The organism is Marinifilum sp. D714, from assembly GCF_030851345.1.
In the GTDB taxonomy this organism is placed as follows: domain Bacteria; phylum Bacteroidota; class Bacteroidia; order Bacteroidales; family Marinifilaceae; genus Marinifilum.
This window is the reverse complement of record NZ_JALPNU010000008.1, coordinates 63,120-80,587: the sequence shown is the minus strand read 5'-3', so window position 1 is coordinate 80,587 and position 17,468 is coordinate 63,120. Positions and strand designations below refer to the sequence as shown.

The following is a 17,468-nucleotide window of genomic DNA, read 5'->3' as shown; positions in this document are numbered from 1 at the left end:
GGACTATAAAAAGATCCTATATATTATAAACTCCCCTTGTATAAGAAGATTCATTAACAAGGGGAGTTTTTTATCATATTAAGTGCTTAACAACCTATTCTATTTCCATTAACAGTTGATTTGCCATTACATTGTCTCCTTCATTTATCAACAGTTTGCTTACAATTCCTGATTGTGCACTAAGCACTTGATTCTGCATTTTCATTGCTTCCAATAGCAAGAGAGGACTGCCTTTTTCAACTGAGCTTCCCTCGCTAATCAGAATTTCGCTGATTTTTCCTGGCATTGGCGCAATAATCTGGCCATTGCTTTTTTGTAAATTGTTCTTGCTCAACTTTTCTTTGCGTTGAAAAGAAGACTCGGTATCGATGGTGAAATTGTAAGTATTACCATTTATGGAAACACTACATTTGTTCTGTTTCAGTTCAATGATTTCACCAACAAATTCTTTCTCTTTGTATTTGACAATGTATTCTTTGTCGGTTTCCTTAATGCTGAACTTTTCACTCTTTGAGCGAGATGAAACAACCTGATAGTTTTGAGCTTTAAGGTTGTAAGTGTTTTCTCCTGACAGCACAAATATTTTATTCTTCTTTAGTGAAATCATGATTAAAATAGTTTACTTCTCATTTTTGAGGCCCAAACAGAAGAATCTTCATGAACCATATTCTTTTCTATATTTTGATTTTCTTTCAAGTAGGCTTGTAGAGCCATAATTGCAGCAGCCTTTTCTTCATCCTGTTCCTGAAAATAAGGTTTGTCTAATTTCTCAGAAATAAAAGATGTATTGTAGCTCCCATTAATAAAATCGGGATGATTTAATACTGATTTAAAAAATGGGATGGTAGTTTTTACTCCCTTGATTACGGAATTGTCAATAATGGCAATGGCATGATCAATGGCTTCTTGTCTGTCATTTCCTGTAATAATCAATTTGCTGATCATAGAGTCGTAGGATGGAGGAATCAATTTACCACTTTCAAAGCCAGTGTCAACTCGCAGAAAGCTACAATTGGGGAACTCCATTTTATCGATAATGCCTGGAGTTGGTGAGAAGTCAGCCTGAACATCTTCTGCATTCACTCTAAGTTCGATAGCCCAGCCTTTTATCTTAATATCCGATTGTTCGAACTCCAAGACTTCACCAACAGCTGTTTTTATTTGTTGTTCAATTAAATCTATTCCTGTAATACACTCTGTAATGGGATGCTCTACTTGCACACGAGTGTTCATCTCAAGAAAATAGAAGTTCATATCCTTGTCTACTAAGAATTCTACTGTTCCTAAAGTATGGTACTTTATTTTTTTACAAAGATAGAGAGCCATTTCGCCCATTTTATTTCTCAACTCTTTGGTAAGAATGGTAGAAGGTGCTTCTTCCATCAATTTTTGATGTTTTCGTTGAATAGAACATTCGCGTTCGTACAAATGAACTGCATTCCCATGTTTGTCGGCCAGTATTTGAATTTCAATATGTTTTGGGTTTTCAACATATTTTTCTATTAAGAGGGAGTCATCATTAAAGGCTGATTTTGCTTCATTAACAACGAGTTTGTACATCAATTCAAGTTCATCTGAGAAGCGGACAATTCTCATTCCTTTACCGCCACCTCCTGCAACTGCTTTCATGATAATTGGATAACCAATTTTTTCGGCCCACATTTTGGCATCCTTAAAGTTTGTGATATTGGAAGTGCTACCCTCTAGAACCGGAATGCCACTTTTTTTAGCTAAATTTCTAGCCATTCCTTTGTTACCCATGGTATAAATGGCTTTGTCGTTGGGACCAATAAACATGATATCTTCATCCTTGCAACGACTGGCCAGATAAGGAGATTCTGATAAAAATCCATATCCCGGATGTATGGCCTCAATTTTATTTTCCTTACAGATGCGAATGAGTTCTTCAACATTTAAGTAGATCGAACCATTAGGGTTTTCTTCCAGAATGATGATTTCATCGGCATAATCAAGGTAAAGAGCATTTGCTTCCCTATTGGTTTGGATACAGTAGACTACGATACCCATATCTGTTGCAGTTTGAGCAATTCGGATTGCAATTTCACCTCGGTTGGCTATTAATAAAGATCTTATCATTTTGATGAATTGTTTTAATGATGAGCTGGAAGCAATCAACTTCCAAGCTCGTCCAATTACTAACTAATAAAACTAGAGTGGGATATTCCCATGCTTTTTTGCATTCTTTTCCATGTACTTGTTTTCCAAAGCTTCGAATGCAGATATCAATTTGACTCTTGTGTTTGCTGGTTCAATTACTTCATCTACATATCCTTTTTCATCTGCGATATAAGGATTGGCAATGTTATCTTTGTATTTTGAAATGAGTTTGTTCTTTGTTTCATCAACATTATCGGCGTTAGCCAATTTTTTGCGATGTAAGATTTTTACGGCACCTTCGGGGCCCATTACAGCAATCTCGGCAGTTGGCCATGCAAAATTAAAATCGCCACCCATGTTTTTGCTGTTCATTACGATGTAGGCACCACCATATGCTTTTCGTACAATTACCGTTATTTTAGGAACACTGGCTTCGCTAAATGCATACAAGAGCTTTGCACCTCGTCGTATAATTCCAGTGTGCTCTTGATTGCTTCCCGGCAGAAATCCCGGAACATCTTCCAATACCAAAATCGGAATGTTAAAAGCATCGCAGAATCGCACAAATCGAGCTGCCTTTTCAGCCGAATTTATATCTAAAACTCCAGCCAACACTTTTGGTTGGTTGGCAACAATACCGATCACCTTATTGTCCAGACGGGCCAATCCGGTAATAATATTGGCTGCAAAGCATTCTGAAATTTCGTGAAAGCTGTTTTTGTCAACCAGATTTTTGATGATGTCAAGCATATCATAAGGGATGGTGGCTTCTTCGGGAATGATGAGACCTAATTTGTTAGGGTTTTCAGGAGCTTCCATCTCCATTTCTGTTATTGGAGGCAAATCTACATTATTTGAAGGTAGATATTGTAGAAGTTTACGAACCCCCAATAAGGTGTGTTCTTCATCGTCGTAAATAAATTGTGCAACACCACTTTTCGATCCATGTATATCAGCACCTCCCAATTCTTCAGAATTCGTATCCTCATTCAGTACTTCTTTTACCACATCAGGACCTGTAACAAACATGTATGCCGTATGGCGACACATGAAAATAAAATCGGTAAGGGCAGGAGAATAAACAGCTCCACCTGCAGCTGGCCCCAGAATTATTGAAATTTGAGGAATGACACCTGAAGATTTAACATTTCGATGAAAAATTCCGGCATATCCTGCCAAGCTGGCTACCCCTTCCTGAATTCTGGCTCCACCCGAATCAATTAGTCCAACTATTGGATGTCCCATGCTTAGGGCCATATCCTGAACTTTCATGATTTTTTCGGCATGAACAGATCCTAGAGATCCACCCATAAAGGTGAAATCCTGCGCAAATGCAAATACTTTTCGTCCATTGATTTTTCCATGACCACATATTACGCCATCCCCAAAAACATTTGTCGTTATGTCGCCAGCAGGTTTTACAAAAGCATCAATTTCTTCAAAGCTATTTTCATCAAACAGGATCTCAATCCGTTCACGAGCTGTAAGCTTTCCTTTTTTGTGTTGTTTTGCGAAATATTCCCAATTGTATTGAGCTTCTAATTGCTCTTTACGGGAAGTATATTTTTTAAATTGTATTCTATTGTCTTTCATGATGTATTCTTTACAATTAACAGATAATAAATTCGATTTTAGAATCGGATCAATTAGCTAAAGAGCAATACCAGTACCTGTGCCAATAATACCCTTAGGAACATTACCAAAGGATAAACCGTTGCATATGCTGTTGATTGAGCCTGAACTGGCGCAATGGAGTTGGCGAATTCCAGTGCTGGAGGATCGGTCATGGAGCCGGATAACAAGCCACAAATCGATAGGTAATTTAGTTTCATGATTCGGGCAATGATGGCAAAAATAATTAGTGGCACAAAGGTGATGGCCATACCATAAAGCATCCAAATGTAACCTTCGTTTAAAAGGGTTTCAACGAAATATTTACCCGATGAAAGTCCTACGCAGGCAAGGAAAAGAGCAATACCCAATTCGCGAATAAATAAGTTTGCACTTGGTGTAATGTAAAAGTCCATTTTGCCAATTCGTCCTTTATGCCCCAAAATTAAAGCAATTAAAAGCGGTCCACCAGCCAGTCCTAATTTTGCTGGGGCTGGCAAACCAGGAATGTGAATTGGAACCAAACCAATCAATACTCCAAACAAAATTCCCATAAAAATAGGAAGGATGTTAGGGTGCGAAAGGTCTTTAATCGAATTCCCCAGTAAGTTGGCAACCTCTGGCAAAGCGGTTTTTTCACCTACAATACGTACAGTATCTCCAAACTCAACGCTATCCTCTTCGGTAGGCATTAATTCCAAACCATTACGATAAATTCTTGTAATATTTACAGGGAAACGGCGTGAAATACCAATTTGTTTGATGCTTTGTCCGGCCAGTTTTTTGTTGGTAATTCTAACCTGTTGCATACCCAATCGACCTGAGATTTCCTGTTCCTTTGTTTCATTAATTTTCCCAAGGTTTAGCTCTATATTTTTGAAATTCGTTGGAGTGGAAACGCCATACAATTTGTCGCCTTGTTCGATGATGAAATCTGAATCGGCAGCTAAAAATTCTCCATTTCTTTCAATTCGAGAAGGAACAAAAGCTTTGTTGCAATTGCCAATAATAAATTCAATGCTTTTACCAATCAGGTTTTGGTTGGTGATTTCAATGTTAATGGCTATTAGCTTGCCATCCATTCCAGTAACTTCTTTGCGATATTGCTCTTCTTCCTTTTTTACATTGATTTTATAGATAACACGTAGAAGAATCATGGAAATAATAATCCCGAAAATCCCGAAAGGGTAGGCAACGGCATAGGCCATACCAACGGTTTGTGCATTGGCAGCGGCTATATCGGCATTGCTTACTATATCACCGATGGTTTGCTGAGCTGCACCAAGAGCAGGAGTGTTGGTTACCGCACCACACATAACACCTGTGATTACCGATATCGGCACATTAAAAATAAATTTTATTGCGACGGCAGTTAAAAATCCAGTAAGCACAATTCCTGATGCCAAAAGGTTAATGCGTAATCCGTTCTTTTTTAAAGAGGGAAGAAAGCGTGGACCAACTTCAAGACCAATGGAGTAGACAAATAGAATCAAACCAAATTCCTTGATAAAGTGCAGAACATGTGGATCGGTTACAGCACCCAGGTGTCCCACCAGTAATCCTGAAAATAGAATTCCGGCTATTCCTAGCTTGATTCTCAGTAGTTTTATTTTTCCAAACAGAATACCCAGTACTGCTACAAGGCAGATAATAATAATGGAAGAGGCAGTACCGGGCTTGGTTAAAAGTTCAATAAAATTCATGTTTTGTGTTTATTATTTAAGATGTATTTACCAGTATAAGAGTGCGGCCTCTCCTTGTCAGAAACATGTTAGGATTGTTATGAATTGCTCTTGAGAACCATGGGAACCGATATGATGCAATTATGAATATAAACCATAAGTTCACAAGTAGGCATAGCAAAACCAAAAAGGGAAGCCGCACTCATCGATATTGATTTCGAGGGCTAGTCAGGAATCAATATCAAATATTTTCCAGTTTAAAATCTCGATAGGTGGCACGATCAGGTGGAGGTATCGAATACCTCTATTCTAATGTGTAGTGCGAACTCCGTTGCGCGAGGAGTAGATGTAGTTTTTAGCATAGCAATAATTGTTTAGCATTTACAATTGATCACTTAGCGAATCATAAAAACAGGTGGAATCGAATTACATGAACTAGCAATTCAAATGTGAAGACCTGATTTATAGCTTTATTTCGCGAAAGCATCAATCTATACTTGAATAAGACAGGTCTCCTGGCTTTCCTATTTGTAAGGCCTTCCCATTCCTCGTTTTGGAACAGTGGCTTTGTTCTTACAAACTTTTGCATGGAATCACAGTTGCGCGTCAGCTCATGATTTTCACATGATTCCCTATTAAATCCCTTTTACGGGATACCTTATTCGTTATCGGTGACAAAGATTTGATTTTTTTTTTGAACTATGCAAGCAATTGGTAAAAATATTTATGAGTAAATAGAGTATAACTCGGACTCTATATGGATTATTGTCTGTGTTTAAAATACAAACAATAAAAACTTCAATGATAAAATGAGAGTCAATAACAGAAATGAAAGCTTTTCGTCATTGTATGATATTGTTGTTGTTAGGATGTGGAATGAGAACTATTCAGCAGTATCTATATTTGATTCTCATTGAGATTTCACAACTTTTCTACTTTTTCACTATTCAAACTTTTCAAGACTTTCAGAAAAAAAGCTGCCTCAAAATGATATTGAGACAGCTTTGGGCGAATCTACTTAATTATTAACGCTTGATTAATTTCTTGGTTTCACTGTTCCTTTCATCTTCAAGGATGATAAGGTATGTACCAGAAACAAGATTGGATACATTTACTTCAGTAGTGTTAGACACTACGGGTATTACTTTGATTAGATTACCATGCATGCTTACAATCTTAATCTTACCACCAGCATTTCTGGTTTCGATTTTTACGTAATCACGTGCTGGGTTAGGGCTTAATATTAGAAGATCAGTTGGCGCTTCGTTACCCAGAGGATCTGAAATTGTAAGATTAGTTAACTTAGCGGAAGAAGAAGTATTTGTAATGTTTACGGTGTAATCTTCTACTTCACCATAGCTAAATGTTTCGCAAGGATCTGCTGCAGAGTTGTATTTCATGGTCACACGCATTCGGGTGTTCCCAAGACTTGCATCGTTAGGAACCGTAAATGTTTCTGATAAAGTTCCGCTACTGCTAGATGATCCACTTACCATTAATTCGTTTGAATCGAATGTGCCATTTTGATTAAAATCGATCCACACATGCCAAAATTCTGTATAACTGGAACTGCGGAAACCAGCACTAAAGTAAATGGTTTGAGAACTACCAGGAACCAAATCAGTGCTTAGGTTTGTGTAATCGGCATAACCACTATCGTTTCCAGTACTGTTATCGATATTTCCCAATTGAACCAAATCGATCCATTCGTAGCTCGAATTGTTTCCTTTAGAAGAGCAATAGTTCAAGCTAGCAGCATTTGTAGTTAAATTGTAGGTGCTTGAATAGTCGCTCGAACCAAAACTGTTATTGGCTCTTAGTCTGTATTCGTAAGTAGTTGATGCATTTGCACCAGTATAATCGTAACTTGCAGATGTTGTATTGAATGAACTCCAATTTCCGCCTTGCTCCCTGATATCGATATCGTATGAAGTAGCTGTAGCTACACTATTCCAGTTGATGCTAAAAGAGCTGGATGTAATGTTGCTGGCCGTAATTCCATCAGGAGTTGGAGGAGGATTTTGGCTGGCTGCCTGAATGTTTACTGTATAATCCTCAACCTCGCCATAAGAGAAAGACTCGCAAGCGGTTTGAGAAGCATTGTATTTCATACTCACACGCATTCTGGTTGTTCCCGAAACGCTTGAAGGAATGGTAATGGAACCAGTTACAGTTGTTTTGCTCAAGGAACCGGCATCAAAGGCTAACTCATCGGAATCATTAAATGTACCATCCTGATCGTAATCAATCCAGATTTTCCAATACTCATTGTATGAAGATCCTGAGAAAGCAGGACTTAAGGAAATATTATACTGATCGCCAGCATTCAAATCAACAGTCAATGATGTGAAATCTGTGTAATTGGCTGCTCCCGATGTATTATTGAAAGTTCCAATGGTCACATCCGAAATCCACTCGTAAGTGGAGTTGTTCCCTTGTGAATCACAATATACCAACTGAACGTCAGAGGTGGTAGTAGAAGCGATTGCAGAATAATCACTACTTCCGGTATCGTTGTTCGAACGAACTTGATACTCATATACCGTAGAAGCCTGTAGGTTTGTTATGTTTTGACTGATGTTACTGGTATTGTAACTGATCCAGCTTCCGCCTTGTGGACGAACCTGTACATCGTAATCATTCGCATAATTGGCAGCATCCCAACTTAGACTAAATGAATTAGCGGTAATGTTGCTCACTGTGATATTTGCAGGAATATCTGGTAGAGGAGGCAAGGCAGTGGTGCTTACATTGCCAATGGATGTATAATCACTATTGCCGGCACTGTTAACGGCTCTTACCTGGAATTCATAAGTGGTTTCGGCGGTTGCTCCCGTGTACGAATAAGCATTGCTTGATGAAGTATAATTACTCCAGGTTCCGCCACTTTCTCTTATCTGAATATCATATGAACTTGCTCCTGAGCTTGCATCCCAGGTAAGATCAAAAGAAGTAGCTTTTACGTTGCTTGCTACGAGACCAGTTGGAGTTGCAGGAGGATTGCCATCGGAAAGAGCGGCAAAGGCATTCATTCGCCCACTTCCAAGTTTGCCTATGAAAGTAGGAATGGTAGCATCAATATTGTCTGTTGTATTTACCAATTTATCCCAAACTTGCTGAGGAGTAATATTGCCATAATATTTTGATACGATTAATGCTGCAACCCCTGAAACGTGAGGACATGCCATTGAAGTTCCCTGCATCACACCGTACTGGTTATTCGGTAGTGTTGAATGAACAGCCGTAGGATCTGTGTTTGAGGAAATTAATTCACCACCCGGAGCAGAAATATCCACCCAAGTGTCGTAATTGGAGTACCATGCTTTCTCGTCTTTGCAATTTACTGCACCTACAGCCAATGCACTTTCATAACATCCCGGATACCATAATCCAGAGTCATCATCATTACCTGCTGCAATAACCACCAAGCCACCATTCATTGCTTCTCCAGGTCCACCTGCATTGGCAATAAAATAATCGATCGCATCCAGCACAGCCTGATCGTAAACACCTTTATTGCTATATCCCCAACTGTTTTGAGAGATTACAGCACCATTATCAGCTGCATAGGTAAAAGCTTCGGCAAATCCACCATTTGAGGTATCGGTGAAAACGTTACAAGACATCAGGCGAACCCCATTGTTGTTACCGTTACCACCAGCAACACCAGCAACACCAATACCATTATTGGTTTCGGCAGCTACGGTTCCTGCTACGTGTGTTCCATGATCTCCAACCGATATGGTTCCCGTGTTGTTAGCAAAATTGTATCCGTAAACATCATCTACATAACCATTGTTGTCATCATCGATGCCGTTTCCGGCAATTTCTCCTGGGTTAACCCACATGTTTCCGGCCAAATCTTCATGGTCCCAATCCACACCACCATCCTCGATGGCAACAATTACATTGGGATTACCAGTTTCAATTTCCCATGCTTCCAATAAGCTAATATCAGATCCTGGTGTACCACCGTTTTGACCTGTATTTTCGTAGTGCCATTGATCTGGAAAGCGTGGATCGTTAGGAGCTGTACTTAAGCTTGGAGGACTTGCCTTTGGCAATTCGGGTAGTGGAGTAATGCTGTGCGAAACCAGCTTGGCTTCAGGAATTGCCTGGGCCATCGAAATTTCAGTAATGTTACTGTACTGCGAAATCAATTGCTTGACAGGCGTGTCGGAACTGAACTCAATATCGTACCATAGGTGCAAGCCAAACTTACGGTGCTTGGCTTCATGTTTACCTGCATCGCGGAAAACACGTTTCATTTTGTAAGCCGTGAATTTTTCATTCAGCTTATCTACGGCTCTCATGTTGGTTACAACATAGCCATCCTGAGGACGAGCTTTTAGTTTGTGACCTTTTTCAAGGTTTTCAGAAAATACATCCACTTTCGCTTGAATGGTTTCTGAGAATTTTACCCGGATAACGCCTTTGTAAAGGCCTTCGGAATTAACAGCACGCTTTTGTGCAAAACCTACCTGAAAGATTAGCAGTAGGACAATAAAAAATGTAAAGTTTTTCATAGAACTTAATTTAATTGTGATTGGTTTTTGTTGGGCAATCACCAATTTATGACATTTTTTTAATATGATGAAAAATATTTATTGTCTAATATTTAATTTGTCATTGTAAATTCATAGATGAAAATTCTGTAAGCCTGATGAAATAAGAGATTGCTGGATTTAAAAAAATATTAGGTTAATGTTGAAATATTTACAAGCTGATTTTTACATTCAAAAAAAGTTATTTAATAATCAAAAAAGATTCTTTAATGACAAATATTTGATTTTTGATCGAATGGCAAATAGTGATCTAAAAAATCAATTTTAGGAAGGGCAAATTCTTGAGAAATGCGATGTTTTATGGATTTTGGACGCTGTAAAGATGCGTCTGTACAAATAGGTTTTTGTTAATATGTTTATATGTAGAGGTGAGTTTGTTCTATAATGCCCGTAAATGAAAGTAAACGATATGTTGTAGCTGTTTTTTTAGACTATTGAATGGATTGCTTCAATTTTAAATGACAAATCAGACTAACAAAATGTATTCGGTAAGGTGTTTTTATATCCTTCGAATTTTGTGGAAAGGGATAAACAGTTTTAGTTAGGCTAATTGTTTTTTCTAGAAAGGTCTTTTAAGAATGTTGTACATCCATCTACTCTGGTAGAAAGGTGTAAAATGTTTTAGTTGGACCATTTGTTTTTTTTAGAAAGACCTTTTAAGAATGTTTTACAACCATCTACTTTGGTAGAAAGGTGTAAAATGTTTTAGTTGAATCAATTTTTTTTTTTAGAAAGACCTTTTAAGAATGTTTTACATCCACCTACTCTGGTAGAAAGGTGTAAAATGTTTTAGTTGGACCATTTGTTTTTTTTAGAAAGACCTTTCGAGAATGTTTTGTATCCATCCACTTCAGTAGAGAGTGGCAGTCAAGTGTATTTTATCCTTCGTTAAGGAATAAGAATGATGCAATTATATGTGATATTTATTTGTTTCAAAAAAAATATGTTTCAGATGCTTTAATTGCCAAAAATATGGTTTTAAAAATATGCTTTGCAGCATAATGTTTTGTGGTTGAACCCTTTGTTTTGACTTTTTGAGTCGGTTTTGAATGGTGCAACGTGCTGATGTTTATTTTATTGTCTTGATAAAAAAGGAATGTATGTTTAATTTTATATGACCAATGTATTACATACATAAAACAACCATTAAAAACAGTGAAAATCAGAGCTCAAATTTTAGGAATCGGTAATCTTTAAAAGAATGGATTACTTATTGTTTAACTTCAAATTGAGATGAAATGAAAACAGAACAATTTAGTGCTGCACGATTCAGAAATGCAGAATTGATTTCATTGGGAGATGATACCATTCGAATCTGCAAGATTCACGATTGGAGTACGTCACCTGTTCAGGCTCTTTATACGAACACAGAAAGTTCGTTGGGAGCATTAAAGCAGCAAGTGAACAAGGCATCGACAACAGTTGAGACTGCTGAAGTTCGTGAGTTGGATTCACTTTTTAATAATTCGTGGAGAGCAGCGAAATGGTACTGCAAGGCTTATGTACTTAGTCCTGTTAAGGCTGAGAGCGATGCTGCTACCGTATTAACAAACCTGGCGAAAACTCATGGTAGTAACTTGCACAACGAAAGTTTGGCGGTGCAAAATTCAAATGCACGTTTGTATTTGAATGATTGTGAAACGATGCAAAATGTAAAGGATGCCATTGCTGTAATTAAATTCCAACCTTTTGTTGATCGCATCAAGTTGAATCTTGATAATTTAGTGACAGGCATTGTAAACCGGGATAAAAAGGCTAGTAGCGAACATCGCGAAGTCGACACCAAGGAGTTTCGTGTAAAGTTGACAAATGACCTGAACAGTCTTTACAAGTATTTGGAACTGATGTCGGAATTGAATGGTGATGGTGAGTTTACCGACATGCTTATGCTGATTAACGAGAGCATTCGCAAAATTGAGCATTCGATTAGCTTGAGAAGCAAACAGGCCAAAGAGGAGGAGGTAGTAGAAGAATAGTTTGATAGTAATGGATATGAAATCGCCCCACTGGATTGTTTTGGTGGGGCGATTGTTTATAAATTATTGTGTTATTAGATCACATATTCGTCATTTAATTCATTTTGCTTTTTCTCAACCAAAGATATATCAGGATTGTTTTTTACTAGAATCAACTCTTTATATAAATCCCAGAAAACATATAATATGAATAATGCTAAAATATTCACATATAGGAAATAAGATTTTTCGTTTAGATTAAATGACATATCAAACTGTGAAAGCAATCCTAAATCAAATTTGAAATGGATTCCATCTGTAAAGTTTGGCCCTACCGTAAATTTTGCACCTGAATAATATACGAAAGTATTTCCACCAAATCCAATTCCTATAATCTGAATAAGTTGATGGATCATAGAATAAATTAGCCCTCTTTTGTTCTCTTTGCGAATAAGTAAGCTTCCTGATTTAATCGAGAGAAAATACAATCCAATTGCAGATAGAAATATAAAGAGCAATGCTCCATTTAAGGATTGTGTTTTAAATAGAATTTTTGTAATCAGATAGAGGCCAATAATTCCACCAATAATTTGGTAATAGGCTAAAATTAAAATAGTTAATCGTGTGTTTTTAATTCTGAGTTTCATGGTATTAGTTTAAGGAAATGTCATTGATTGTAGTGATGTAATTTTTCAAGGTTTTCATGGCTTCTTCTTTGTTAAAATACCAATCGGAGAAGGGCAGAGGGAATATGCTAACATCAGCTCGGTTTAAAATTCTGTAGCGCTCAATTCCAAAAATATCAGAATATTCTCCAGGGTAACCTATCAAATCAATTCCGATATATTTGTTGTTGTATTTTAGAAGTAGATCGATTTTAAGACCTGCAATAGAGTAGCCCTCCCAAATTGAATTTATCTGCCAGTATTTAAGAGCTTCTTTAACTTCATTTAGGAATTGATCACGTGATTGATTCTCTATATCAGATGGTACAATTGTATTCGATTTGGTTTTCGATAAATAAGCCCGAAGAAGTGTATCTGTTCTCAAGTCGTTTTTGCTTATTGAATGGTGTACATATTGTCTGTATCTTGCGCGAGTAATGGCAACATTAAAAACATCCTCTTTGTTAATATGATTGATTGCCGAATGATGACTGTGAGCATCTATGGTCAAGGATAAATGCATAATGTCCCGTTCTTCACCTTGAAAGCTATAAGCAGTTCCTACTCTTATTTTATGCTTTTCGATTTCTTCGATTTCAAACTGATTTAAAAGCTGTTTGCCCAACCAATCTACCTGTGCTCTAAAGGGGGATAGTACTCCAATACTTGAGCTAAATTCGGGAGATAAATCTTTTTCTTTGTCAACCAATTCACGAACAGCTTTCAATATTGTACTTGCCTCTTTTTCGTTTGAACCATTTTTATCGCGCTTGCCTTCAATATTGATAAAATATAAAGCTTGTTCAGTCTCATCAGGTCGAGAAGTCATTATTCTTAGTTGATTATCGTAAAAATGTTCATTACTGAAATGAATAATGGGCGATAAACTTCTAAAATGTTCATCAAGCATACTCACTTGGTTTCCTGATTGCAGACTACTCATAACCAAATCTAAAATACTCTTATCTCTGTAGTTTAGTATATTGTTATCGATATGTTGAAGGTTGTACTTGTTTCGATAAATGTTTTGAATTCCTTTGGACAGAAAAGAAACATGTCTCAGTTGGCAAGGATCACCTGCAAAAACAAGTCTTTTTGCTCGCTGAATTAGAGGAAGACAACTGGCGATGTCGCATTGTGTAGCTTCATCTATAATCACGACATCGAACATTTCTTTTTTGAAAGGCAATGCGTCTTTTACTTCCGATAAATTACATAACCAAATTGGGAATGCTTTTAAAACTGCATCGAATTTTATTTCATCGAATTTGGCAAGCTTTTCTGTGTCGTTTGACATTTTTAAGGCTTCGTGAAAGCGTTGTATGTTTTTCCAGTCGCTTTTCATTACACTTAAAACCTGTTTGATATATTTCAAGCGAATAAAAAGCTGAATGTCTTCTATTTGTTGCTGATCGTTTTGCTTTAATTGCTGATTGTATTCCCATATTGGCACCTGAATTCGGTTTCTGATGTCAATATATCGTGTCTTAATTTTATTCCAGACACCATTCTGATGGTTGCTGAGGTGTTCACCCCATTTAAGTTCATTTTCTACCTCATTAGAGAAGGATTGCTCCAGTTTGTTAATAAGCTTGGCTCTCGATTCAATCTCAGTAGATAAGTTCAATAATCTCAGATCTAACTCATCGTCTTTTAATTTAGGTAGATCAAATTCTTTTAGGAGGTAATTTAGTTTTCGTACACGAGTAAGAAGAGATTTTAGAAATCGGTTTAGTGGAGTGGAGTAGGATCGTTTTTTACCGGTTCTCACAACAGCTTTATCTACACCCAATTGAAGTTTTATCTTTTCAGCGATTACATCAACGGCTTCATCGGTGCGAGATGCAATTAAGACCGATTCTCCTCTGTTCATGTGTTCCAAGGCAACTGCTCCTATTGTATATGTTTTGCCAGTTCCAGGAGGGCCAACAATTAAAGTTAATGGATTCTCCGTACTAGACTTTAGTATGGCTTCCTGGGCATCACTTAATATCATAGGTAGCTTGCCCTTGGTGTATTTTTTTTGTTTATTCTTTAGTTCTTCATCTGAAAATAAAGATTGCAAAGGCAATGAATAATCGGAATGTGAGCCCAATTCATCTAGCTCATTTAATACCCCCCTTGTATTTGTAGATTTTGTTACCAATCCCAAAATACTAGATGGTAGCAATACATATTTACTTTCTTGATCCTTGGATAAGCTTGAAAGGTTTTCTTTGATCGTTTTTACATTTGTGTTTTCCGGGTATGCATAAATGTTTTCAATGTCAACATTTAAAAAGTATTTTTTAAAAAGGCGAACGATATATTCAATATGCTCGAAACGGATGTAATTTTTTGGTAGATCTTCGAATAAAGTATCTTGAAGAAATTCAGAACTGGAATCACTCAAGAGCATTTGTATGATTGGATAGTTTACTCTTCTCTCGTTGGTGTTGATTGATAAATAATAGAATTCATCCTTTTGTTGTATTTCAGCAGGATAATAAAACAGAGGCGCACATAGTGTTTTGGAATCTCCTCTTGAATCTATGTAATTTCCACAAATGAAAAACGTACCATATAGCAATTCCTTTTCTTTCTCGTATAGCTTTACCTTTTTGCTGATTGTGGATGCTTTCGCAGAATCTATGGGTGTAATTGGGTGATTACCAGTTAGTAATTCTTCTTCTTCGTCGAAGTAAATTTTATTTTCTACTTTTTGATCTAAGAAATTATAAATTGTTAACTCCCTGTTGTCTGATCTGTAACAATCATTAAAGTACTGAATAATATTCGGTATGGAACTGTTAATATTCATAAGAGGTATAAGTATTTTATAAACTATCTAAGGCCTAAACTTACATAAGAATTTTCTTTTATTCTAGAATAATGTAGTACTTGTTTACTAAATAAGAGTTTGTTCTTTTAGAGCAATTCTTTAAGCTAAAATTGTGCCTAATTTAGTTTCTCTCTAAATTCTATCGATTGAAATATTTCATTAATATCTCTTCAAATTGTCTTCGAAATAATGGTTAGTAAACAAAATAAGTGCTCAAAGTTTGTTTTGGGTACGCAAGTGTGACATGCTTTTGAATTCAGCGGGAGAGGTGAGTCTTCATTTTCCATAGAAAAATTAAAGTTTATCGTGAAATCAAGATATCTGGATACAATCGGTGTATTTCTATTGATCTTAAAAGTAGGATTTGATTTATAAATTGAGAATATTCCCAATATGGATCTTAGGTCTTGTTGCAGTGTGTTTTAAGTATCATTGCCTGGCATGGCTTTTTTCTTAGTTTTACGGTGATTTATAACTCCTGAAAACGCGTAGGTAGCTGAATAGGAGTATGTAAAACTCATAAATCTATAAGCATGAAAAAAGAGAATCAAAACTCTTACAAACAACAGCGCAAAAAGGCGCATGAGTTCGAGAGCAGAGAAGCGTATCTGAATCACGAGCTTGAGATTATGAAATTTCGCAGATGGCGTATCCACTTGCCATTCAGAGATTTTCATATCGAACTAGAAGACTGGGTGCCTGCTTTGGCTGCCACCATTGGTAAGGTGGTAATGGTAACCGCCATGGTTGCTGTATTTGCAACCCAGTTTGGCTTATCGCCAGAATTTGTAGCAGAAAACGTTCGTTACGAATTGTTAATTGCCGGAGGTATTTTTGTACTTCTGTTTTCGGCAATTCTTAATCCTAATGCCAACCTTGCAGGAACTCACGGTCCTATGATCCCGCTGATTCCCATCATTGCCGCCGCTGGTGGTCACCCGCTTGCATTGGGGATTTTAATTGGTGTGTTTGGGCTTGCTTTAAGTATCACAAAAGGGGGCTCGAAGTTGATGAAACTCACCGGAGTAGGAGTTCGTGGTGGACTACTAATTTATTTGGGAGCTGTAGGTCTGTTGAGCCAGATTACGAAATTAGAAGCCTGGGCTTCTTCTGGTGATATTGGGTATGTTTCCTTTGCGGTAATCGGAATTACCATTTTAATTTATGCATACCTGGCAAAAATCAACAAGCGTTGGTTGGCAATTCCTTTGTGTTCGGCAATTGCAGGTATTGTTGCCTTTGCTTTGGGTGCCGATTTTGCCTTTACAACCAAACCTGGTTTGCCTCACATGAACCCAATGTGGTGGTGGGGTGAAGATACAGGATGGAAACTTGGCTTACCAAATGTAGGTCATTTTATTGCTGTTATTCCTTTCGCGATTCTTGCTGTTGCCATGTGGTCGCCTGATTATTTGGGGCACCGCGTATTCCAGGAATTGAATTATCCTAAGAAAGCCAAGAATGTATTAATGGATGTGGATGATACCATGACTGTTGCTTCTGTTCGTCAGATGATTGGTACAGCTTTAGGTGGTGGTAATATTGCTTCATCGTGGGGAACATACATGATTCCTGCTGCAATTGCCAAGCGTCCTATTCCTGGTGGAGCTGTATTAACGGCACTGCTTTGTGTTTTGGCATCGGTATTCGGATATCCTATGGATTTAGCAATGTGGGAACCGGTATTGCGTGTTGCACTAATTGTTGGTGTCTTCTTGCCATTGCTTGAGGCAGGTATGCAAATGGTTCGCAAGCACAAAGATTCGTTAAGTGCAGGTACTTGTATTTTTGCATGTGCTTTTGTGAATCCTGTTTTTGGATGGGCATTTACCATGTTGCTTGATAATCTTGGGCTGATTGGTGATAGCGATCGTGCTGCAGAATTGAGCTGGAAAGAAAAGCTAATTATTCCTGGAGCAATGTTTATTGTTTGTGTTGTTTCCCTTGCATTGGTGGGACAGCTTCCTGGAATCCCTGGAATTTTCTAATTGATAGTAATTAGATCAATATAGGATGCCGTTCCATTTGGGACGGCATTTTTATTTGATAGT

9 protein-coding genes and 1 riboswitch are annotated in these 17,468 nt (G+C 37.3%); of the genes, 2 read left to right on the top strand and 7 right to left on the bottom strand.

The features are described 5' to 3' along the window. Nucleotides 1-94: 94 nt before the first annotated feature. The 5 genes from M0051_RS09875 to M0051_RS09855 form a co-directional block, all read right to left on the bottom strand. Nucleotides 95-607 carry a biotin/lipoyl-containing protein gene (locus M0051_RS09875; protein WP_306741371.1) on the bottom strand — a complete coding sequence of 171 codons (513 nt, stop codon included), beginning with the start codon at nt 605-607 and terminating at the stop codon, nt 95-97. A gap of 2 nt (nt 608-609) precedes the next feature. Then, nucleotides 610-2,097: an acetyl/propionyl/methylcrotonyl-CoA carboxylase subunit alpha gene (locus M0051_RS09870; RefSeq protein ID WP_306741370.1), complete on the bottom strand. Its 1,488-nt coding sequence runs from the start codon at nt 2,095-2,097 to the stop codon at nt 610-612. Between the two features lie 72 nt (nt 2,098-2,169). Continuing rightward, nucleotides 2,170-3,711, bottom strand: coding sequence for an acyl-CoA carboxylase subunit beta (locus tag M0051_RS09865; protein WP_306741369.1), 1,542 nt, complete (start codon nt 3,709-3,711; stop codon nt 2,170-2,172). A gap of 53 nt (nt 3,712-3,764) precedes the next feature. Beyond that, on the bottom strand, nt 3,765-5,432 hold the full coding sequence (locus M0051_RS09860) for a putative transporter (RefSeq protein ID WP_306741368.1): 1,668 nt from the start codon (nt 5,430-5,432) through the stop codon (nt 3,765-3,767). Between the two features lie 466 nt (nt 5,433-5,898). Continuing rightward, nucleotides 5,899-6,087: riboswitch (cobalamin riboswitch) on the bottom strand. A 349-nt stretch (nt 6,088-6,436) separates the two neighbouring features. Next, nucleotides 6,437-9,937: a S8 family serine peptidase gene (locus M0051_RS09855; protein WP_306741367.1), complete on the bottom strand. Its 3,501-nt coding sequence runs from the start codon at nt 9,935-9,937 to the stop codon at nt 6,437-6,439. A 1,277-nt stretch (nt 9,938-11,214) separates the two neighbouring features. Here M0051_RS09855 and M0051_RS09850 point away from each other — a divergent pair. Further along, nucleotides 11,215-11,952, top strand: coding sequence for a DUF6261 family protein (locus tag M0051_RS09850; RefSeq protein WP_306741366.1), 738 nt, complete (start codon nt 11,215-11,217; stop codon nt 11,950-11,952). Nucleotides 11,953-12,026: 74 nt separating this feature from the next. On the opposite strand, the gene M0051_RS09845 is transcribed toward M0051_RS09850, so the two are convergent. After that, complete coding sequence (locus M0051_RS09845) at nt 12,027-12,578, bottom strand: hypothetical protein (protein ID WP_306741365.1); 552 nt, start codon at nt 12,576-12,578, stop codon at nt 12,027-12,029. Between the two features lie 4 nt (nt 12,579-12,582). Continuing rightward, nucleotides 12,583-15,396: an ATP-binding protein gene (locus M0051_RS09840; protein WP_306741364.1), complete on the bottom strand. Its 2,814-nt coding sequence runs from the start codon at nt 15,394-15,396 to the stop codon at nt 12,583-12,585. Between the two features lie 554 nt (nt 15,397-15,950). Between M0051_RS09840 and M0051_RS09835 the strand changes: the two genes are divergently transcribed. Further along, entirely contained in the window at nt 15,951-17,405 is a 1,455-nt protein-coding gene (locus tag M0051_RS09835) for a DUF3360 family protein (RefSeq protein WP_306741363.1), read from the top strand. Nucleotides 17,406-17,468: the final 63 nt, after the last annotated feature.